At 57.7% G+C, this 19,327-nt stretch carries 16 protein-coding genes and 1 pseudogene; 9 read left to right on the top strand and 8 right to left on the bottom strand.

Annotation, left to right across the window (positions count from 1 at the left end; all coding sequences use genetic code 11):
* Positions 1-16: 16 nt before the first annotated feature.
* Positions 17-667, bottom strand: coding sequence for a metal-binding protein ZinT (gene zinT, locus KHQ23_RS09015; RefSeq protein ID WP_004177973.1), 651 nt, complete (start codon positions 665-667; stop codon positions 17-19).
* Positions 668-691: 24 nt separating this feature from the next.
* Between zinT and KHQ23_RS09010 the strand changes: the two genes are divergently transcribed.
* The 3 genes and pseudogenes from KHQ23_RS09010 (at position 692) to KHQ23_RS09000 (ending at position 3,703) form a co-directional block, all read left to right on the top strand.
* Entirely contained in the window at positions 692-1,678 is a 987-nt protein-coding gene (locus tag KHQ23_RS09010) for an AraC family transcriptional regulator (RefSeq protein WP_073553704.1), read from the top strand.
* A gap of 205 nt (positions 1,679-1,883) precedes the next feature.
* The gene (fsa, locus tag KHQ23_RS09005) at positions 1,884-2,546 is read left to right on the top strand and encodes a fructose-6-phosphate aldolase (protein ID WP_004177977.1); all 663 of its coding nucleotides are present in this window, start codon (positions 1,884-1,886) and stop codon (positions 2,544-2,546) included.
* 54 nt (positions 2,547-2,600) lie between these two features.
* Positions 2,601-3,703 (top strand): annotated as a pseudogene (locus tag KHQ23_RS09000) (glycerol dehydrogenase).
* Positions 3,704-3,766: 63 nt separating this feature from the next.
* Here KHQ23_RS09000 and KHQ23_RS08995 read toward each other — a convergent pair.
* The 3 genes from KHQ23_RS08995 to KHQ23_RS08985 all read right to left on the bottom strand — a co-directional run bounded on the left by KHQ23_RS08995 (position 3,767) and on the right by KHQ23_RS08985 (position 6,816).
* Positions 3,767-4,648: a DMT family transporter gene (locus KHQ23_RS08995; protein WP_004177983.1), complete on the bottom strand. Its 882-nt coding sequence runs from the start codon at positions 4,646-4,648 to the stop codon at positions 3,767-3,769.
* Between the two features lie 143 nt (positions 4,649-4,791).
* On the bottom strand, positions 4,792-5,679 hold the full coding sequence (gene metF, locus KHQ23_RS08990; protein ID WP_002882952.1) for a methylenetetrahydrofolate reductase: 888 nt from the start codon (positions 5,677-5,679) through the stop codon (positions 4,792-4,794).
* A 228-nt stretch (positions 5,680-5,907) separates the two neighbouring features.
* Positions 5,908-6,816: a LysR family transcriptional regulator gene (locus tag KHQ23_RS08985; protein WP_211776942.1), complete on the bottom strand. Its 909-nt coding sequence runs from the start codon at positions 6,814-6,816 to the stop codon at positions 5,908-5,910.
* A 91-nt stretch (positions 6,817-6,907) separates the two neighbouring features.
* On the opposite strand from KHQ23_RS08985, the gene KHQ23_RS08980 reads away from it, so the two are divergent.
* Positions 6,908-7,279, top strand: a complete 372-nt coding sequence (locus KHQ23_RS08980; RefSeq protein ID WP_032433730.1) for a carboxymuconolactone decarboxylase family protein — start codon at positions 6,908-6,910, stop codon at positions 7,277-7,279.
* 37 nt (positions 7,280-7,316) lie between these two features.
* Here KHQ23_RS08980 and KHQ23_RS08975 read toward each other — a convergent pair whose 3' ends face one another.
* Positions 7,317-8,876 carry a bifunctional UDP-sugar hydrolase/5'-nucleotidase gene (locus KHQ23_RS08975; RefSeq protein WP_032433729.1) on the bottom strand — a complete coding sequence of 520 codons (1,560 nt, stop codon included), beginning with the start codon at positions 8,874-8,876 and terminating at the stop codon, positions 7,317-7,319.
* Between the two features lie 138 nt (positions 8,877-9,014).
* Between KHQ23_RS08975 and KHQ23_RS08970 the strand changes: the two genes are divergently transcribed.
* Complete coding sequence (locus tag KHQ23_RS08970; RefSeq protein ID WP_004895143.1) at positions 9,015-10,151, top strand: IS1 family transposase; 1,137 nt, start codon at positions 9,015-9,017, stop codon at positions 10,149-10,151.
* On the opposite strand, the gene KHQ23_RS08965 is transcribed toward KHQ23_RS08970, so the two are convergent.
* The gene (locus KHQ23_RS08965) at positions 10,126-12,558 is read right to left on the bottom strand and encodes a bifunctional aspartate kinase/homoserine dehydrogenase II (RefSeq protein ID WP_211776941.1); all 2,433 of its coding nucleotides are present in this window, start codon (positions 12,556-12,558) and stop codon (positions 10,126-10,128) included. The two genes, KHQ23_RS08970 and KHQ23_RS08965, sit on opposite strands and share 26 nt — an antisense overlap.
* 2 nt (positions 12,559-12,560) lie before the next feature.
* Entirely contained in the window at positions 12,561-13,721 is a 1,161-nt protein-coding gene (gene metB / locus KHQ23_RS08960) for a cystathionine gamma-synthase (RefSeq protein ID WP_004150388.1), read from the bottom strand.
* Between the two features lie 267 nt (positions 13,722-13,988).
* On the opposite strand from metB, the gene metJ reads away from it, so the two are divergent.
* Positions 13,989-14,306 (top strand): met regulon transcriptional regulator MetJ, encoded by a 318-nt coding sequence (gene metJ, locus KHQ23_RS08955; protein WP_002882924.1) that lies wholly within the window; start codon positions 13,989-13,991, stop codon positions 14,304-14,306.
* Positions 14,307-14,407: 101 nt separating this feature from the next.
* On the opposite strand, the gene rpmE is transcribed toward metJ, so the two are convergent.
* On the bottom strand, positions 14,408-14,620 hold the full coding sequence (rpmE, locus tag KHQ23_RS08950; RefSeq protein WP_002882922.1) for a 50S ribosomal protein L31: 213 nt from the start codon (positions 14,618-14,620) through the stop codon (positions 14,408-14,410).
* Positions 14,621-14,872: 252 nt separating this feature from the next.
* Here rpmE and priA point away from each other — a divergent pair, with 252 nt between their 5' ends.
* From priA to ftsN, 3 genes are all read left to right on the top strand, one after another.
* The gene (gene priA / locus KHQ23_RS08945; protein ID WP_004177997.1) at positions 14,873-17,068 is read left to right on the top strand and encodes a primosomal protein N'; all 2,196 of its coding nucleotides are present in this window, start codon (positions 14,873-14,875) and stop codon (positions 17,066-17,068) included.
* A 150-nt stretch (positions 17,069-17,218) separates the two neighbouring features.
* A complete protein-coding gene (gene cytR / locus KHQ23_RS08940) occupies positions 17,219-18,247 on the top strand; it encodes a DNA-binding transcriptional regulator CytR (protein ID WP_002882921.1) in 1,029 nt (342 codons plus the stop codon).
* Between the two features lie 93 nt (positions 18,248-18,340).
* Positions 18,341-19,327, top strand: coding sequence for a cell division protein FtsN (ftsN, locus tag KHQ23_RS08935; RefSeq protein WP_072001633.1), 987 nt, complete (start codon positions 18,341-18,343; stop codon positions 19,325-19,327).

Here is a 19,327-nt window from a genome sequence, read left to right as displayed (position 1 = left end):
GGGTTTTCCGCCCGTTCTAGTGGTGCAGCATCTCATCAACGATCTGTTCTTTATGCAGCGCATACGGATAATAGGTCGGCCAGTTATCCATCTCTTTCAGCAACGCCTCCTGTGATTCATTGCCCATGAAAATATGGAAATGCTGTGATTTACGCGGGCCAATGATATGGTCGCTGAATTGCACAAATTTCGGCGCCTTGGCATCGCCCTGCTGGCACTCGAACAGATAACGCACGCCCTTCTTACCGGAGGCGTAATGCAGAATTTTATAGCCTGAATAGCGGTATTTGCAGCTATTGACGGTCTGGCCAACGTGGAACTCAATCACGTCATCTTCAATGCCAATCTGCTCCACATCGGTGGCGTAGCCCTTCTTATAATAGGCGCGATACTCCTCCACGCTCTTGCCGCCGGGCTTTTTCGCCTTCTGCTCCAGCACCGGATCGAGGTCGCCATTGAGCAGATACGGGTTCACCGACTGCCAGACGCCTTCCCAGTCGCTCAGCGCGCGGTCCTGCACATCTTTATCCGCAAAAATGCCTTCGCTGGCCTGACGCTCCACTTCGGTTAACGCCGGGCCATGGCTATGGTTGCCGTGGGCGAACGCCTGGGCGCTGGCTAAAGCCATGCCGAATCCTAAGGCCAGCAGGGGGATCTTTCTGGTCATTACTCTCTCCTGAGTTTGCTATCAATGGCGACAAATTGTTACGATATAACATATCTTATCTGGGAGGCAAGAGCGACAGGCAAGCGCTTTTACCGCTGGAATAATGTCCGGTATGATGAAAAGGGTGATGCGCTGAACGGAAGAATGATGGACAACGATATCAATCAGCTTATTGATGCATTGCTAAAAAAGCAGACCAGCCTCGGCCGGGTTTATTTCGCCGGCGAGACGCGCTCGCCTGCTGAGCCGGTGGTGCAGGTGGATTTACCCCGTCTGAATATCCTCCTCGATGGGCAGTTGCCCGACCAGGCGCTCGGCGATAACGCCCCTCCCCTCGAAGCCAACGACGTGCTCTATATTCCTGGCGATAGCTGGAACTGCCCGCAGTGGCAAGCGCCTTGCCTGCTGTTAAGCATCCTGTTCGCTAAGCAGCAGCTGGAGTGCTCGCTGCAGCACTGGAATGGCAAGGCGATAACTGTTGTCGACAAGCGGCAGGCGCTGCGCCGCGGGCCGCGCGTCGGATCATTTCTGCTGCAGGCGCTCAATGAACTCCGGATGCAACCGCAGGAGCAGCAAACCGCCCGCAGCATCGTCGTCAGCCTGCTCAGCCACTGCCATGATCTTCTCGGCAGCCAGGCGCAAACCTCCTCGCGCAGCCAGGCGTTGTTTGAAGCGATCCGCCAATATATGGACATCCATTATGCGGAACCGCTGAGCCGGGAATCGGTGGCCCAGGCGTTCTACCTCTCTCCCAACTATCTTTCCCATCTGTTCCAGAAATGTGGGCCAATGGGCTTCAATGAATATCTAAACCATATTCGTCTCGAACAGGCCCGTATGCTGCTGAAGGGCCACGATATGAAAGTGAAAGACATCGCCCACGCCTGCGGCTTCGCCGACAGCAACTACTTCTGCCGCCTGTTCCGCAAAACTACGGAACGCTCGCCGTCTGAATACCGCCGCCAGTACCATAGCCAGCTGACGGAAAAAGCATCCCCGGTAAAAAACTAGATTTTTGTGTGTTAAACCTGACTTTTGTGCGCGCTATAGTTACCTCCCATCCCAGCTAGCGCCGATAAATGTGATCTAAATCATCCTTAATCACGATGCGTACATTTATCCAGTTTTTGGCAAATTTGTCATCTGGCTATCCTTCGAACGAAAGCCGTATGCTTACCTCAACGACAGCACCGAATTAAGCATTGAGGAAAACACAATGGAACTCTATCTGGATACCGCCAACGTCGCCGAAGTGGAACGCCTGGCCCGCATCTACCCGCTGGCCGGGGTAACCACCAACCCGAGCATTATCGCCGCCGGTAAAGTCCCGGTCTGGGATGTGCTGCCGCGCCTGCAAAAAGCCGTCGGTCCGGAGGGCACCCTCTTCGCGCAGACCATGAGCCGCGACGCGCAGGGCATGGTGGAAGAGGCCAAACGTCTGAGCAATGCCGTGCCGGGCATTGTGGTCAAAATCCCGGTCACCGCCGAAGGGCTCGCCGCTATCAAACTGCTGAAGAAAGAAGGCATCCCGACCCTTGGCACCGCCGTCTACAGCGCTTCGCAAGGCCTGCTGGCCGCGCTGGCCGGCGCAAAGTACGTCGCGCCTTACGTTAACCGCGTCGACGCCCAGGGCGGGGACGGCATCCGCATGGTGCAGGAGCTGCAATCCCTGCTGGAAATGCATGCGCCCGAGAGCAAAGTTCTGGCGGCAAGCTTCAAAACGCCACGCCAGGCGCTGGATTGTCTGCTGGCTGGCTGCGAAGCAATCACCCTTCCACTAGATGTAGCGCAACAAATGCTCGGCACCCCTGCGGTAGAGTCAGCCATAGAGAAGTTTGAACAGGACTGGAATAACGCCTTTGGCACGCTGAATCTGTAACCGGATCCGCGAGCCGCCTGCGGGCGGCGTCACGGTCATCGAGGAGGAATCGAAATGGATCGCATTATTCAATCACCAGGCAAATATATCCAGGGCGCAGGCGCCATCAAGCGCCTCGGCGACTATCTGAAACCGCTGGCCGAGCGCTGGCTGGTGGTCGGTGATAAGTTCGTCCTGGGGTTTGCGGAAGAGATGCTGCGTAAAAGCCTGGCCGACGCTGGCCTGGCGGCTGAAATCGCGCCGTTTGGCGGTGAGTGTTCGCATAATGAAATCAACCGCCTACGCGATATCGCCGGCAACGCGAAGTGCACCGCCGTGCTGGGGATCGGCGGTGGCAAAACCCTGGATACCGCGAAAGCGCTGGCCCACTTTATGAATGTGCCGGTGGCGATCGCCCCCACCATCGCCTCCACCGATGCGCCGTGCAGCGCGCTGTCGGTGATATACACCGACGAAGGGGAATTCGACAGCTACCTGATGCTGCCGCGCAACCCCAACATGGTCATTGTCGATACGCAGATCGTTGCCGGCGCGCCGGCCCGCCTGCTGGCCGCCGGGATTGGCGATGCGCTGGCTACCTGGTTCGAAGCCCGCGCCTGCTCCCGTAGCGGCGCCACCACCATGGCGGGCGGGAAGTGCACCCAGGCGGCGCTGGCGCTGGCCGAGCTAGCTACAACACCTTACTCGAAGAGGGTGAAAAAGCGATGCTGGCCGCCGAACAGCACGTGGTCACCCCGGCGCTGGAGCGGGTGGTGGAAGCCAACACCTATCTGAGCGGCGTGGGTTTCGAAAGCGGTGGTCTCGCGGCGGCGCACGCGATTCATAACGGCATGACGGCCATCCCTGACGCCCATCACTATTATCACGGGGAAAAAGTGGCGTTCGGAACCCTGACGCAGCTGGTGCTGGAAAATGCGCCGGTGGACGAAATAGAGACCGTCGCCGCGCTGTGCCACAGCGTTGGGCTGCCGATCACCCTGGCGCAGCTGGATATCAAAGGTGATATCCCGACCAAAATGCGTCTGGTGGCGGAAGCCGCCTGCGCTGAAGGCGAAACCATTCACAATATGCCGGGCGGCGTTGATTCCGACCAGGTCTACGCCGCGCTGCTGGTGGCCGACCAGTATGGTCAGCGCTTCCTGCAGGAATGGGAATAAACCAGAGCAAAACACCCGGCGACAGCCGGGTGTTTTTTATGCATCTCTGCAGGCCGGAGCAGGCTATGCCCCTCGTCTCTTGATACTGATCATCGCCAACGCCAGTACTATCAACGCAATGCCACAACCTTCCACCTTTCCTGGATTTTCATGTAGTAGCCACCAGGAAAATAGCACGCCACAGACCGGTACGGCCAGCGTACTCAGACCGGCTATACTTGCCGGTAAATTACGCAGTACAAAAAGCCACAGACTCCAGGCCAGCGCCGTTGCAAGGATTGCGCTGTAAGCCAGGGCCCAGAAAACGTCGGGCTGCCAGTCTACCGCCCGTTGCGGGACGAGCCAGGCCACTACGCTCATTACTACGGCGGCATATAGCATCTGCCATGTCGTTAGCGCCAGCAAATCAACCTGCGGATACCGGGTATACATACGCTTCGCGACGATCGCACCTGCCCCCCAGCTCACGCCAGAGAGGATCGCCAGCAAGGCGCTTTTCAGGGAAGTAAAGTCGAGTTGCCAAGGCTGAAGTACGAGTATCAGGCCCACGCATGCCACCCCGATGGCGATATACTGCCATCGCCGCATGCGCTCACCTAAGAATAACGCGGCCATCACCACTACCCAGAATGGCATGGTATAACTCAGGATCGCCACTTTACCGGCGCCACCGCTCATTAGCGCCCACTGTGCCAGACCGACCATGCCGCAGGTTTGCAATAACGCGATCGCCAGGGTGTAGCCGAAAGGCGTCGGCTTGAGCGCTTTACCGCGGATCAACATCACTATCCATAGCACCACGGCGCCAAAAATACAGCGCAGCGCCGTGAAGTCAAAAGCGCCGATATAGCTCGTCACTTGCTTCATCGCGATCCAGCTAAAGCTCCAGATCAGCGTTAATAACGCCAACCCGCCAAACGCCAGTGGATCGCTCTTCCTTGCCATTGCATAACCCATCCCTGTCAATTATCAGGCTGGCACTATACGCGCTTTATCTTCTGCTCTCCCCTGACCTGTATCAGCGTTTTGGGCAAAAAAAAGCGATGGCGAATACCGGCTTCGCCATCGCACTAAACGTTAATGAAAACTCAGGCCGGGCGTACGCCCAGCGTATGGCAGATGGCGTAGCTCATCTCGGCGCGGTTCAGGGTGTAGAAGTGGAAATCCTTGACCCCTTCCCGGCTTAAGATCTTCACCATGTCCATGGCGATATTCGCCCCCACCAGTTGACGGGTTTCGGCGTCGTTATCCAGCCCTTCGAACATTTTTGACATCCACACCGGGATACGGACGTTGGTCATATCCGCAAACTTTTTCGCCTGTTTAAAGTTGGAGACCGGCAGGATACCGGGAATGATTTCCACGTCGATGCCTGCCGAGACGCAGCGATCGCGAAAACGCAGGTAGCTTTCCACATCGAAGAAGAACTGGGTGATCGCGCGGTTGGCCCCTGCTTCTACTTTGCGCTTCAGGTTCAGTAAATCCGCCTGCGCGCTTTTCGCCTCCGGATGCACTTCCGGATACGCGGCGACAGAGATATCAAAATCGCCTACCTCTTTCAGCAACGTCACCAGATCGGCGGCGTACATATCCGGTTTACCGCTGCCCGGCGGCAGGTCGCCGCGCAGGGCGACGATATGGCGGATACCGTTGTTCCAGTAATCCTGAGCGATAGTGCGCAACTCATCGCGGCTGGCATCGATACAGGTCAGGTGCGGCGCTGCTTCCAGACCGGTTCGCTCTTTAATGCCTTTGATGATGCTGTGGGTGCGATCGCGCTCGCCAGAGTTCGCGCCATAGGTTACCGAAACAAACTTCGGTTTCAGACTGCTCAGGCGATCAATGGATTTCCACAGGGTTTGCTCCATTTCACTGGTGCGCGGCGGAAAGAATTCAAAAGACACATTAATCTGGCCCTGGACTTCCGCCAGGCTCTGATTCAGGGCTTCCCGCTGATTGGCGTGAAAAAAGCTCATACCTTACCTCATCAATCGCATGTAATGGCTGTTATATTGCGAACTTCTATACGTTTAGACGTCCAGATGTAAAAATGACGGAAAAGCGCGCGGGCGTCAATAGAAAAATCTGCGTAAAGAGTGAGGAATAGGTCACCTACTTGAAAAAAGTTCATCTTCCGATCACCTGGCCACGCTCAGGAAGCGGCTCGGTGGGCAATATAAGGTGGCTCGCGAGTCAGCCTGAGACTAGCCAGTCGCCAGAATGCCATCCAGCAGAGAAAGCCATTGCTGCACGGACTCTGCCTGGTGAGGCGGATAAATCACCCCAAGGCTTAACGGCATCGCGTCGCCCTCAGCCACCGGGCAGAACGCCACCCCCTGACGCTGAATCGCGGAAAAGGACGCCGGCAGCAGGATCATGCCTTCCCCGCGCGCAATACGCGCCAGCAGCACATCATGCTCGGCCGGCTCTTCCACATACGTCGGGGCATAGCCAGCCCGGTCGAAAATGCGGCGCGTGTAGTCAAAGAAACCAGGATTACGCTCGCGTTTAAACCAGAACAGCGGCCGATGATTGAGCGCGCTTAACGTCAGCCCTGGCCTGGCGGCTTCCGGCCAGGAGGCCGGTAATGCCGCAATGAGCGGCTCATGATACGGCAATGGGTACAGGTGCAGCCCTTCAGTATTGAGCGGCAACGCGACCAGCGCCGCATCGAGTTTGCCTTTGCGTACCTGCTGAGCCAGCGCCGGTGAGGCGTGGCGGGTGATATGCAACGCGCGGGTATGTTCGCTCAGCGCAGCCTCAACGGCGGCGAAAATGCCCTGTTCGAAGGCCGTCGTCACGCCCAGACGTAGAGCCTGCGGCGAGTGGGCGGCGAGCTCACTCAATGCCGCCAGCGTGCGTTCCTGGAGCGCCAGCAGAGGTTGAATCATCTCCAGCACCTCTCTACCCGCGTCGGTCAGGATCAGGCCTTTGCTATGGCGCTGAAACAGCGTCACCCCCAGCTGCGCTTCCAGATGGCGGATATGGCGGCTCAGCGGCGGCTGCGAGATAAATAACCGCTGCGCCGCCCGGCTGATGTTATTTTCCTCCGCTACCACGGCAAAGGCGCGCAGCAGGCGAATATCCAGGGAATGTAATCGCGAAGTTGTCATACTGAAAAGGTATCACGAAAAGGGTATTACTCAAGTCCGGCACACTTCCCTACCCTTCCTCTTAACGCACCATCACAGAGAGGAAAAAACGATGTCCAGCGAACGTTATATCATCGGTCAGGAAATGCTTCAGCGGGTGGATGGTAAGGGCGGGGAAGCCGTCGTCGGCAGCCTGCGGGATATCGCCCCCGATTTCGCCCGCTATCTGATTGAGTTCCCCTTCGGCGATATTTACGCCAGGCCAGGGCTCGATTTACGCAGCCGGGAAATCGCCACCATCGCCGCGCTCACGGCGTTGGGTAACGCCGAGCCACAGCTGAAAGTACACATTGCCGCGGGATTAAACGTCGGCCTGACGCAAGAGGAGATTACGGAAGCGATCATGCAGATGGCAGTCTATGCCGGATTCCCGGCGGCCCTCAACGGCCTGTTTGCCGCCAGGGCGGTATTTGCGGCCCACTGATCGCTTAAGGCCGGGCTGACTGCCCGGCCTTAAAAACTTATTTCTTCACATCGACAACGCGCTGCCCGTTAAGCTGCTCATCCGTTATCTTCTTTTGCCCGGCTTTGAAATAGTCTACGACCGCATTTGAAACGTAATAGCCGCCGGAGGTATTACGCGCCTGCCCCTCGGTAAACGCGACAAAACCATCGCCGCCATCTGCAAGGAAGCTGTTGGTGGCAATATGGTAAACCGTCGTATCGTCAATCGGTTTACCGTTTAGCCTGAATAACACAACGCGCTGGCCCACAGGTTTGCTGCTGTCATACTTCATTTCCAGTCCCCGGGAGACCTGCAGCACGCCGTTGCTCAACCCGGCGCCATGCTCCATTAGGCTACGCAACTGCTTCCCGGTTAGATCCATGGTGACCAGCTCGTTGGGAAACGGGAAGGTGCTGATAACGGCCCCCATGCTTACCGCTCCGGCGGGGATTTCATTACGGATCCCGCCCGAGTTGGTTAACGCCATCTGCGTACTCCTACCTGCTGCCAACAGCAAGGCGTCAGCGGCAAGATTGCCCAACGGCGAAGAGATACCATACGCACGGGTCAGTTCAACGGGCGATTGTGTAATGACCTGCTGCACCAGTTGATCAAGTTGCTTATTCCAGCCGTCGATGACCTGTTTTGTCTGCGGATCAGGCTTCCATTCATCGGCATAAAGCGTCTTCAGCTCAAAGTGCTTCACCGTGAATTGGTGCGGTTTCTCCTGATAATCCAGCACCAGTTTACCCACATCGATGCCGCCGCTATCGGTAGAAAGAATCAACGTATTACCCACTTTAATGGGCTCCGGTGTGCCAACGTGAGCATGGCCGGTAATTAAAACGTCCAGACCTTTCACCTGACCCGCAGTCTGAATATCTTTATCCAGCGCACGACGCACATCGGTTCCCCCCTGGCTCGACTGACGCGCCGGGACGCCTTCATGGATCAGGGCCACGGTCAGATCCACTTTACCGTTAAGTTCATCGATATAATGCTGTAGCCATTTCACCTCATCACGCGCTTCGATACCCACTCGCGTCGCGGCAGAAACGGTGTCATTAAAAGCAAACACGCCGTGCAGGCCAATCACGCCAATTTTCACGCCATCTTTTTCGATAATGGTATAGGGCTTATCCCAGAACGATTTATCGCTGTTCTGATAAAAAATATTGCCCTGAACAATCGGGAATGTCGCCTGGCTAAGCTGAAGCAGCGTATTATCCCAGCCGTGATCGAACTCATGATTACCGATAGTCACCGCATCGTAGGACATCGTATTCATAATATCGATTATCGCTTTGCCCTTCGTCAGGCTACTGATGTAAGGCCCGGTAAAATAATCCCCGGCATCAAAAAACCAGGTCGCGTTATTTTTCGCTTTTTCCTGTTTCACCATCGTCGTGATATTCGCCCAACCGCCAATATCTCGTTTACCATCCGCTATCCATGGCACTTTATAAGGTTCGACATGGGCATGAAGATCGTTGGTATAAATGATGGTGACATCTTTGGCGCAGGCCCAGAAAGGCAAAGTTAACATAAGTGCTGCGCTCATTGTTTTTAGTTTCATCGGAGTTCCTTTCAGAGTGATAAAGAACCGCTAAGTTACGTTCTGAAAGACTTTTTTATGTGAGAGCATTCGCAGTTGTATGCAACCTGAGCAGGACAAAATTAACGACCTGTAAAAATCGTTGGTATTGACCTGCCAGTGGATACTCTCTTTACCATTAATGCCTGTAAAACTTTTGGCTGCCGCAATTTAGGTTTACCGTCTGCGGCTGAGTATCATTTCCCGAATTTTCGGCTGGGCTACCCGGCGCTCTACTGCGCAGCCTGCGGCAGCTATCCCCCCCTGTTTAACGAACGGGAATTCCGCCCCTGGCTGGCGGCTTATCTGACGGATCATGCCCGCCGCTACGGCTATTTTTGCCCGGTATGCTATCAGCGGGATATTATTCGCTACGGCCGCAATCCGCAGGGTACGCAACGCCTTCAGTGCCGCCACTGTAAAAAGGTCTGGACGCCAAAATTCCCACACATCGCCCCAATTGAAGCCCCACGACGTATTTGCAGCGTACCGTTGATAGCGCCATTCCAGGGTAATGCCGCCGGGCAAAAGCTCTATTTTTTATTAAGCTTTGATGCCGTGCGCGGTAATGTTATTCATCTTACCTCTAATTTCACTCCTTTCGCGGTAGGCGAATCATTACGCTATCACTGGCGCGGCGGACAAGCCGACAGGGAGGAGACTGACGATATTATTCAACGTATTTCTCTCACTGAAATGCGCTTTTTACAACGCAGTCAGTTCGATGAAATCCAGTACGGCAGCGCAATGCAAAAGCGCCATGCCCGCGGCAATATATTGCGCCCGGTTATCGCCGCGCACGGTCATTTCAAACTGCTCAGCCAGCGGTTTCCAGAGGTGAAAACGCACGTTATTGCGCATGAATGCTTTTTACGCGGCGCGGCGATCGTTGCCTGGGCGCCGCTTTTTCGTCAGCGGCAAGGCGATCTATGGTATGTGGAAGAAGAGATAAGGAACCCAGCCAGCCCGGCTCCGTGGCAGCTACAGGGGAAAACCCATCATGGCTGGTGGCAAAACTCATGGCAGCGTTGGACGCAGGAAGAGAATCAGAAAATGGTCTGCCGGCTTGCCGGCACTGCAGAAGAGAACGCCTTTCTACCAGACCTTGCGGCCAGCCGACGGTTTACAATATGGCTGAAAAACAGACCCGCGTTTGCGCAGAGCGCCCTGTATTCCGCAGGGCGCGTAACGCAAATAGTGGCCTCACTGGTTCAAGAGTATAACGCGACGCTTACAGCAGCTGCGCCAGGCGGTTAATATCCGACTGGATCGCCCCGGCGGTCACATCGCGCCCGGCGCCGGGCCCGCGGATCACCAGCGGGTTATCGCGATACCAGCGGCTTTCGATGGCAAACACGTTATCGCACGGCAGCAGCGCCGCCAGCGGGTGCTCTTCGCGTACCGCTTCCACACCGACGCGTGCTTTGCCGTTGGCATCAAAGCGCGCCACGTAGCGGAGCACCAGCCCCATCTCGCGGGCCGCTTCCAGACGCTGCAGCATCTGCTCGTTCAGCTCTTCGCCATTCTCAAAGAAGTGATCGACCGACCCCTCTTCACAGTGCGCCGGCACCAGTGATTCCACACGCACCTGATCCGGTTCGATGTCATAGCCCGCTTCCCGCGCGAGGATCACCAGCTTACGCATCACATCCTTACCGGACAGATCGACGCGCGGATCCGGCTCGGTCAGCCCCTGCTGCCACGCCTGATCCACCAGGTCGGTGAACGGCACGGTGCCATCAAACTGCAGGAACAGCCAGGAGAGCGTTCCCGAGAAGATACCGCTCAGGCCGAGAATAGTATCGCCGCTGTCAATCAGGTCGCGCACTGTATGGTTCACCGGCAAGCCGGCGCCCACGGTGGCGTTATATAGCCAGTGGCGCCCCGTTTTCTCAAACGCGTCGTGGATCTGACGATATTTATCACTGTTGCTGGCGCCCGCCAGCTTGTTGGCGCTAATGACGTGGAAGCCATGGCTGGCGAAATCAAGATACTGGTCGGCCAGCTGTTCGCTGGCGGTGACGTCCAGCACCACTAAATCATCATACGGGTGCGCGCGCATCCACAGGAACAGCGACTCTTCATCCTGCTCCACCGCTTCATCGTTGAAGAAAGCCAGCGCCCGGCTGGCATCCAGCCCGTCGTAATTCAGCAGGCTGCGTTTACTGTCGACTACGCCGGCGAGAATAAACTCGAAACCGGTACGCGCCGAGAGCGTAGTTTGTTCACGGGCGAAAAGCTCCAGCCAGCGGGAACCAATGTTCCCTTTGCCGAACAGCATCAGGCCAATACGCTTTTCGGCGCGAAACAAGGACTGATGCAGCCCCTGGATCAGGCTTTCCGTCGGCCCGGCGCGTAGCACCGCCACCAGGCTGATCCCCTCTTCAGACTGCCAGGTGAACTCCACCGGCTGCCCTTTGAGCTGCTGCCAGAAACGGTGGCAGTGCAGCGGGTTACGGGTGACTCCCGCGCCCACCATCGCCACCAGCGCCAGCTTCTGACGCAGACGCAGCTCGCCCGGCAGACCGGCTTCATCGAGCAATTTCAGCGCGCTGTCGGCCACCTCGGAGGTATAGCAGAACTGCAGCAGCTTACGGTCGGCATGGACGCCAACGGCTAACGGGCGCAGCTGGGCGCGTTTGAGCAGAGCGTCCAGCTCTTTATGCGCCAGTTTGAAATCGTGACCGGCCGGCACCTGGAACTCCACCAGGCAGACGTCGTCATGGCTGGTGACAATCCGTGCGCCGGTACCGGAGGCCAGCACGCGCTCAATGCGCGTGGAACCCTGTTCCGGCGTGTAGCTACAGCGTAACTGCAGATCGATATCACTGGCGGAAACCGGCTGTAGCGTGCGGGCATGGAGCACCGGCGCGGCCAGGCGCGCCAGCTCGCTGGCTTCGTCCAGACGCAGCAGCGGCAGCAGGCAGGCGTCTTTCACCTTGCGCGGATCCGCGCTGTACACCCCGGCAACGTCGCTCCAGATAGTGACCCGGGAGGCGCCCGCCAGCGCGCCGATCTGGGTGGCAGAGTAGTCAGACCCGTTACGGCCCAGCAGGACGGTTTCGCCGGCCTGGTTGCGGGAGATAAAGCCGGTCACCACCAGACGTTTGTTAGGATGCTGCGCCATCAGCTGCTGCAGCAGCGGATAGGATAATCCTTCATCCACCTGCGGCTGCGCGGCGCGTTCCGCGCGCAGGAACGCGCGCGCGTCCAGCCAGGCGGCTTCCATACCCAGCTGGTTGAGAACCGCCGCCATCAGGCGCGCGGACCACACTTCCCCATGGCCGACCACTTCCGCATAGACCGCTTCGGAAACCCCGCCGTCCAGCAGACCAGCCAGACGCTCAAGGTCGTGGATAAAGGCGGCTATCAACGTATCCGCCGCCGCAGGCTCCAGCTGACCGCCAATCAGCTCGGTGTGATAGCGGCGAAGCGACTGCTGAACCTGATGCGCAGCAAGGCGATCGCTCTGGCTAAGCTTAAGCCAGCTGATCAGCTGGTTGGTGGTGCTGCCAGCGGCGGAGACGACCATCATATCCCCCGCCTGCGAATACTCCTTCATGATCCCCGCGACGCGCAGGTAACATTTCGCATCCGCTAAACTACTCCCACCAAATTTGTGCAGCTGACGACCCTTCGCCCCTGCCTGCGCAATCACACTCATCTTTATTCCTCGTTTGCTGCCCGGAAGCCATTTTCCAGGTCGGCAATTAAATCTTCACCATCTTCAATACCGGTCGATATACGCAGGAGCGTTTCTGAAATTCCGGCGGCGGCACGCGCTTCAGGCGCCATGCCGGCATGCGTCATCGTTGCCGCATGGGAAATCAGGCTTTCAACGCCCCCCAGCGATTCCGCCAGTGTAAACAGCGACAGCCCGCTCAGAAAACGGCGCAGCGTCTGCTCGTCACCGTCAAGCTCGAAGCTTAACATTGCGCCAAAACCTTTTTGCTGACGCGCCGCAATTTCATGCCCCTGGTTTTCCGGCAGCGATGGATGATACAGCTTTTTCACCAGCGGCTGGGTTTTCAGATACTCAACGATCGCCAGGGCATTTCGCTGCGCCACTTCCATCCGTGGAGACAGCGTCCGCAGCCCGCGCAACAGCAGATAGCTGTCGAAGGCGCTGCCGGTGACGCCAATATTATTCGCCCACCATGCCAGTTCGGTGACAGTTGCCGGATCTTTGGCAATCACCACCCCGGCCACCACATCGGAGTGACCATTGAGGTATTTGGTACAGGAATGCAGCACCAGATCGGCGCCCAGCGCCAGCGGGTTTTGCAACGCCGGGCTCAGGAAGGTGTTGTCCACCACGCTAATTGCCCCGGCCTCACGCGCCAGACCACAGATTTTCGCAATATCCACCACCCGCAGCAATGGATTACTTGGGCTTTCCACCAACACCAGCTTCGGTTTTTCCGCCAGCGCCGCCCGCAGCGCCTGCTCATCGCTTTGATCGACAAACTGGACGCGATAGCAGCCGCGCTTCGCCAGGCTGTCGAACAGACGGTAGCTGCCGCCGTAGCAGTCGTGCGGCGCCACCAGCAGATCGCCAGGTTTAAGGAACACCGTCGTCACCAGCAGGATCGCCGACATTCCGGTATTGGTCAGCACCGCGCCGGCGCCGCCCTCCAGCTCCGCTAAGGCGCGCTGCACCACATCGCGCGTCGGATTGCCACGACGGGAGTAGTCGTGGGCGCGCGGTTCATTAAAGCCGGTGAAGTTATAGGTACTGGAGAGGTGAATCGGCGGGACAACGCAACCGTACTGCTCGTCGTCATTTAAACCGCTACGCACTGCGATGGTGGCCTGTTTACGCGTCATGTTGGGAAGTTCCTGGGCTGAATCGGTGAAAAGTCAGGCTCCAGAGTAATCATTGTCACAATAGACGTCAATACATCTGGACATCTAAACTTCTTTGCGTATAGATTGAGCAAAGTGCAAATAGCCGTTAAAATTATATGCATTAGCGCACGTCGTCGGCGGCTTATCTCATGTCAGAAAGCCCGCGCATACGGTAAACTACGCGCAATTATAGCCCGGGCGGAATATTCTGGCCCTTCACTAATAAACAGAGGATTAAGGTATCTCATGGCTGAATGGAGCGGCGAATATATCAGCCCATACGCTGAGCACGGTAAGAAGAGTGAACAAGTAAAGAAAATTACGGTTTCCATTCCTCTGAAGGTGTTAAAAATCCTCACCGATGAACGCACGCGTCGTCAGGTGAATAACCTGCGTCACGCGACCAACAGCGAGCTACTGTGCGAAGCGTTTCTGCATGCCTTTACCGGACAACCGTTGCCTAACGATGAAGACCTGCGTAAAGAGCGCAGCGATGAGATCCCGGAAGCGGCGAAAGCGATTATGCGTGAACTGGGAATCGACCCGGATACGTGGGAATACTGAGACGATAAAAAGGGCGGAATAATCTTCCGCCCTTTTTTCTTTCCCGCCCAGGCAGGCGGAAGAGACAAAAAAGCCGCCCTGAGGCGGCTTCTTCTGGCAACTTACTTGCTGCCCGGGATGCTGAAGCGCTTGTTGAAGCGGTCAACACGGCCACCGGTAGCAACATCACGCTGTTTGCCGGTGAAGAACGGGTGGCATTTGCCGCACACGTCGAGGTTCAGGTCGTGACCAACGGTGGAGCGGATTTTCATGACATTACCGCAAGAACAGGTAGCAGTAATTTCGTCGTAATTTGGGTGAATACCTTTTTTCATGGGAGAACCTCAGTTAAGGCCGCGTCGCTCTTCCAGCCCTAACGCCAGACACCACGCGATATTAGTAATTTCCCGTCGCCTTCTACGCTGCTGACAGCGTGAAGCACGCGGTAATGGTCAATCTTCAATGCGATATAAAGCGCATCAAAGGCGGCGAATCATACAGAATTTGACCAGCATATGCAAACTGATCCGCGCCGCCTTATCGTAATGTGTATACTATCCCGCCAGATTTCAAGTCAGGAAGATGACATGTCCGTCGCCCACGTTGCCCTACCCGTTCCGCTACCGCGCACTTTTGACTACCTGCTGCCTGAAGGCATGGCGGTCAAAGCGGGCTGTCGGGTGCGGGTGCCGTTCGGCAAACAGGAGCGGATCGGCATTGTCGCGGCGGTGAGCGAGCGCAGCGAACTGCCGCTGGATGAGCTAAAACCGGTCGCCGAAGCGCTGGACGACGAGCCGGTCTTCTCCACGACTGTCTGGCGACTGCTGATGTGGGCGGCTGAGTATTACCATCACCCGATCGGCGATGTGCTGTTCCATGCATTACCCGTTATGCTGCGCCAGGGTAAACCCGCCAGCGCCACGCCGCTGTGGTACTGGTTCGCCACCGAGCAGGGGCAGGTTGTCGACCTTAACGGCCTGAAACGCTCCCGGAAGCAGCAGCAGGCGCTGGCGGCGCTGCGCCAGGGTAAAATCTGGCGTCATCAGGTTGGCGAACTGGAATTCAATGAAGCGGCGCTGCAGGCGCTGCGCGGCAAAGGGCTGGCGGAGCTGGCCTGCGAAGCGCCCGCCCTCACCGACTGGCGCAGCGCGTATTCGGTTGCCGGCGAACGCCTGCGCCTGAATACCGAGCAGGCCACCGCCGTCGGGGCGATCCACAGCGCCGCCGATCGTTTCTCCGCCTGGCTGCTGGCGGGTATTACCGGCTCCGGGAAAACGGAAGTCTATTTGAGCGTGCTGGAGAATGTGCTGGCGCAGGGGCGCCAGGCGCTGGTGATGGTGCCGGAGATCGGCCTGACGCCGCAAACCATCGCCCGATTTCGCCAGCGCTTTAACGCGCCGGTGGAAGTGCTGCACTCCGGGCTCAATGACAGCGAACGTCTCTCGGCCTGGCTGAAGGCGAAAAATGGCGAAGCGGCCATTGTGATCGGCACCCGCTCCTCGCTGTTTACCCCATTTAAAGATCTCGGCGTCATCGTCATCGACGAAGAGCATGATAGCTCCTACAAGCAGCAGGAAGGCTGGCGCTACCATGCCCGCGACCTGGCGGTATGGCGCGCCCACAGCGAGCAGATCCCGATAATTCTCGGCTCGGCGACGCCGGCGCTGGAGACTCTGCATAACGTCCGCCAGGGTAAATATCGCCAGTTAACCTTAAGCAAACGCGCGGGCAATGCGCGCCCGGCCCAGCAGCACGTGCTCGATCTCAAAGGGCAACCGCTGCAGGCGGGCCTGTCTCCCGCACTGATTAGCCGTATGCGCCAGCACCTGCAAGCGGATAACCAGGTGATCCTGTTTCTTAACCGCCGCGGCTTTGCGCCAGCGCTGCTGTGCCACGATTGCGGCTGGATAGCGGAATGCCCGCGCTGCGACAGTTACTATACGTTGCACCAGGCGCAGCACCATCTGCGCTGCCACCATTGCGACAGCCAGCGCCCGATCCCGCGCCAGTGTCCTTCCTGCGGCTCCACGCATCTGGTGCCGGTAGGGATCGGCACCGAGCAGCTGGAGCAGGCCCTGGCGCCGCTGTTCCCTGAGGTGCCTATCTCGCGTATCGACCGCGATACCACCAGCCGCAAAGGAGCGCTGGAGGAGCATCTCGCCGCCGTCCATCGCGGCGGGGCGCGTATTCTGATTGGCACCCAAATGCTGGCCAAAGGGCACCACTTCCCGGACGTCACCCTCGTCTCCCTGCTGGATGTCGACGGGGCGCTGTTTTCCGCTGATTTCCGCTCCGCAGAGCGTTTCGCTCAGCTTTATACCCAGGTCTCCGGACGAGCGGGCCGGGCAGGAAAACAGGGCGAGGTCATTCTTCAAACCCACCATCCGGAACACCCTCTTTTGCAGACCCTGCTGTATAAAGGCTACGACGCCTTTGCCGAACAGGCGCTGGCAGAGCGGCAGACGATGCAGCTGCCGCCGTGGACCAGCCATGTGCTGATTCGTGCGGAAGACCATAACAACCAGCAGGCGCCGCTGTTTTTACAACAGCTGCGCAATCTGCTGCAGGCCAGCCCGCTGGCCGACGAAAAGCTATGGGTGCTCGGTCCGGTTCCGGCGCTGGCGCCAAAGCGCGGCGGCCGCTGGCGCTGGCAAATATTGCTGCAGCATCCTTCGCGGGTGCGTCTGCAACATATCGTTAGCGGTACGCTGGCGCTGATCAATACGCTTCCGGAGGCGAGAAAAGTGAAGTGGGTGCTGGATGTCGATCCGATTGAAGGATAAGCCTTCTCTTGCGAGCCGGATCGAAAAATTTAACAAGCATCACGTTTTTCATGAAAATTCTGTAACTCACTGCCGCGACTATCTGATAAAAATGATGCAGCAGTTAGCGCCCAAGGGAAATGCCAGCGCCATTCAGCGAGGAGAAACCAGGTGAAGCCCAAAAAACAAGTGGTTGCCGCCACCATGAAAGACGTCGCCCTCAAGGCAAACGTTTCCACGGCAACCGTGTCCCGAGCGTTGATGAACCCTGATAAGGTGTCGCAAGCCACCCGTAACCGGGTCGAGCAGGCGGCGCTGGAAGTCGGCTATTTACCGCAGTCGCTCGGACGCAATATGAAGCGCAACGAATCGCGGACGATCCTCGTGATCGTCCCGGATATCTGCGATCCCTTCTTTAGTGAAGTGATCCGCGGTATTGAAGTCACTGCCGCCGAGCACGGCTATCTGGTGTTAATCGGCGATTGCGCCCACCAGAATCAGAAAGAAAAAACCTTTATCGACCTTATCATCACCAAGCAGATCGACGGCATGGTGCTGCTCAGCTCGCGCTTGCCGTTTGACGCCAGCGTGGAAGAGCAGCGCAATTTGCCGCCAATGGTCATGTCGAATGAGTTTGCGCCGGAGCTGGAGCTGCCCACCGTCCATATCGATAACCTGACGGCGGCCTTTAACGCGGTAAATTATCTCCACGAGCTGGGACATCAGCGTATCGGCTGTATCGCCGGCCCGGAAGATATGCCGTTGTGCCATTATCGCCTGCAGGGTTATGTGCAGGCGCTGCGCCGCAGCGGTATCACCGTCGATCCGCACTATATTGCTCGCGGCAACTTTACCTTCGAAGCCGGCGCCAATGCGCTGGAGCAGCTCCTGGCGCAGCCGGTGCCGCCCACGGCGGTCTTTTGCCATAGCGATGTGATGGCGCTGGGCGCCTTATCGCTGGCAAAACGTCGCGGTCTGAAAGTACCGGACGACCTGTCAATTGTCGGCTTCGATAACATCGCGTTGTCTGAATTTTGCGACCCGCCGTTGACCACGGTTTCACAGCCACGGTTTGATATCGGCCGTGAAGGAATGCTGCTATTACTGGAGCAAATGCAGGGGCATAACGTGAACAGCGGCTCGCGTCTGCTCGATTGCGAACTGATTGTTCGCGGCAGTACGCAAAAAATCAGACGATAACCATCAGGCTTTCGGGCCTGCTCTTCTGGTCAAAGGCCCGCCGCTTAAGTAACATGGCGGGCTGACGAACGAATATAAGACAGCGAAACGATAGTGGCACAACGAGATTATGTACGCCGCAGCCAACCGGCTTCTTCGCGGCGCAAAAAGAGCACGACCCGAAGCTCAAGGAATAAGCAAAGCAGCCTTCCGGCGATTTCACCGGCGATGGTGGCGATCGCGGCGGCTGTGCTGGTGGCCTTTATCGGTGGCCTCTATTTCATTACGCATCATAAGAAAGAAGAAGCGGAAGCGATGCAAAATCGCCAGGCCGCCGGCAACGGCTTGCCGCCCAAACCGGAAGAGCGCTGGCGCTATATTAAAGAGCTGGAAAGCCGCCAGCCTGGCGTCCGCGCGCCGACCGAACCGACCGCCGGTGGCGAAGTCATGAAACCGGAACAGCTGACCGACGAGCAGCGCCAGCTGCTCGCCCAGATGCAGGCCGATATGCGCCAGCAGCCGACCCAGCTGACCGAAGTGCCGTGGAACGAACAAACGCCGGCGCAGCGCCAGCAGACGCTTCAGCGTCAGCGTTTAGCGCAGCAACAGCAGCAGGCGCAGCAGCAACAGTGGGCGCAGACTCAGGCGCAGACCGTCCAACAGCAGCCGCCGCGCGTTCAGCAGCCGCCGCGCGTTCAGCAGCCGAAGCCGGTTCAGCAGCAACAGCCGAAGCAGACCGCGTCAAACCAGCAGCCGTACCAGGATCTGCTGCAGACGCCAGCGCATACCAATACCACGCAGCCGCGTACCCAGGCCGCGGCGCCGGTAACTCGGGTGGAAGAAGCGCCGAAAACCACCGCCGAGAAGAAAGACGATCGTAGCTGGATGATCCAGTGCGGCTCTTTTAAAGGCGCCGAGCAGGCCGAAACCGTCCGCGCTCAGCTGGCTTTCGAAGGGTTTGCTTCGCACATTACCACTAACAACGGCTGGAACCGCGTGGTTATTGGCCCGTTGAAAGGCAAAGAAAGCGCCAACGAGATGATCACCCGCCTGAAGATGGCTGGACACGCGAACTGCATTCGTCTCGCCGCCAGGGGTTGA

The sequence above is a fragment of the Klebsiella sp. 64 genome, assembly GCF_018223915.1.
GTDB lineage: Bacteria > Pseudomonadota > Gammaproteobacteria > Enterobacterales > Enterobacteriaceae > Klebsiella > Klebsiella pneumoniae.
This window is presented reverse-complemented; position numbering and strand designations above follow the sequence as displayed.

What these genes read in the sequence shown, in the direction of transcription:
- KHQ23_RS08965 (WP_211776941.1), bottom strand. Translation starts at nt 12,558, where the DNA reads ATGAGTGTGATTGCGCAGGCAGGGGCGAAGGGTCGTCAGCTGCACAAA.
- KHQ23_RS08995 (WP_004177983.1), bottom strand. Translation starts at nt 4,648, where the DNA reads ATGGCAAGGAAGAGCGATCCACTGGCGTTTGGCGGGTTGGCGTTATTA.
- metJ (WP_002882924.1), top strand. Translation starts at nt 13,989, where the DNA reads ATGGCTGAATGGAGCGGCGAATATATCAGCCCATACGCTGAGCACGGT.
- priA (WP_004177997.1), top strand. Translation starts at nt 14,873, where the DNA reads ATGTCCGTCGCCCACGTTGCCCTACCCGTTCCGCTACCGCGCACTTTT.
- KHQ23_RS08975 (WP_032433729.1), bottom strand. Translation starts at nt 8,876, where the DNA reads ATGAAACTAAAAACAATGAGCGCAGCACTTATGTTAACTTTGCCTTTC.
- KHQ23_RS08980 (WP_032433730.1), top strand. Translation starts at nt 6,908, where the DNA reads ATGTCCAGCGAACGTTATATCATCGGTCAGGAAATGCTTCAGCGGGTG.
- KHQ23_RS08985 (WP_211776942.1), bottom strand. Translation starts at nt 6,816, where the DNA reads ATGACAACTTCGCGATTACATTCCCTGGATATTCGCCTGCTGCGCGCC.
- rpmE (WP_002882922.1), bottom strand. Translation starts at nt 14,620, where the DNA reads ATGAAAAAAGGTATTCACCCAAATTACGACGAAATTACTGCTACCTGT.
- zinT (WP_004177973.1), bottom strand. Translation starts at nt 667, where the DNA reads ATGACCAGAAAGATCCCCCTGCTGGCCTTAGGATTCGGCATGGCTTTA.
- KHQ23_RS09010 (WP_073553704.1), top strand. Translation starts at nt 692, where the DNA reads ATGGCGACAAATTGTTACGATATAACATATCTTATCTGGGAGGCAAGA.
- fsa (WP_004177977.1), top strand. Translation starts at nt 1,884, where the DNA reads ATGGAACTCTATCTGGATACCGCCAACGTCGCCGAAGTGGAACGCCTG.
- metB (WP_004150388.1), bottom strand. Translation starts at nt 13,721, where the DNA reads ATGACGCGTAAACAGGCCACCATCGCAGTGCGTAGCGGTTTAAATGAC.
- metF (WP_002882952.1), bottom strand. Translation starts at nt 5,679, where the DNA reads ATGAGCTTTTTTCACGCCAATCAGCGGGAAGCCCTGAATCAGAGCCTG.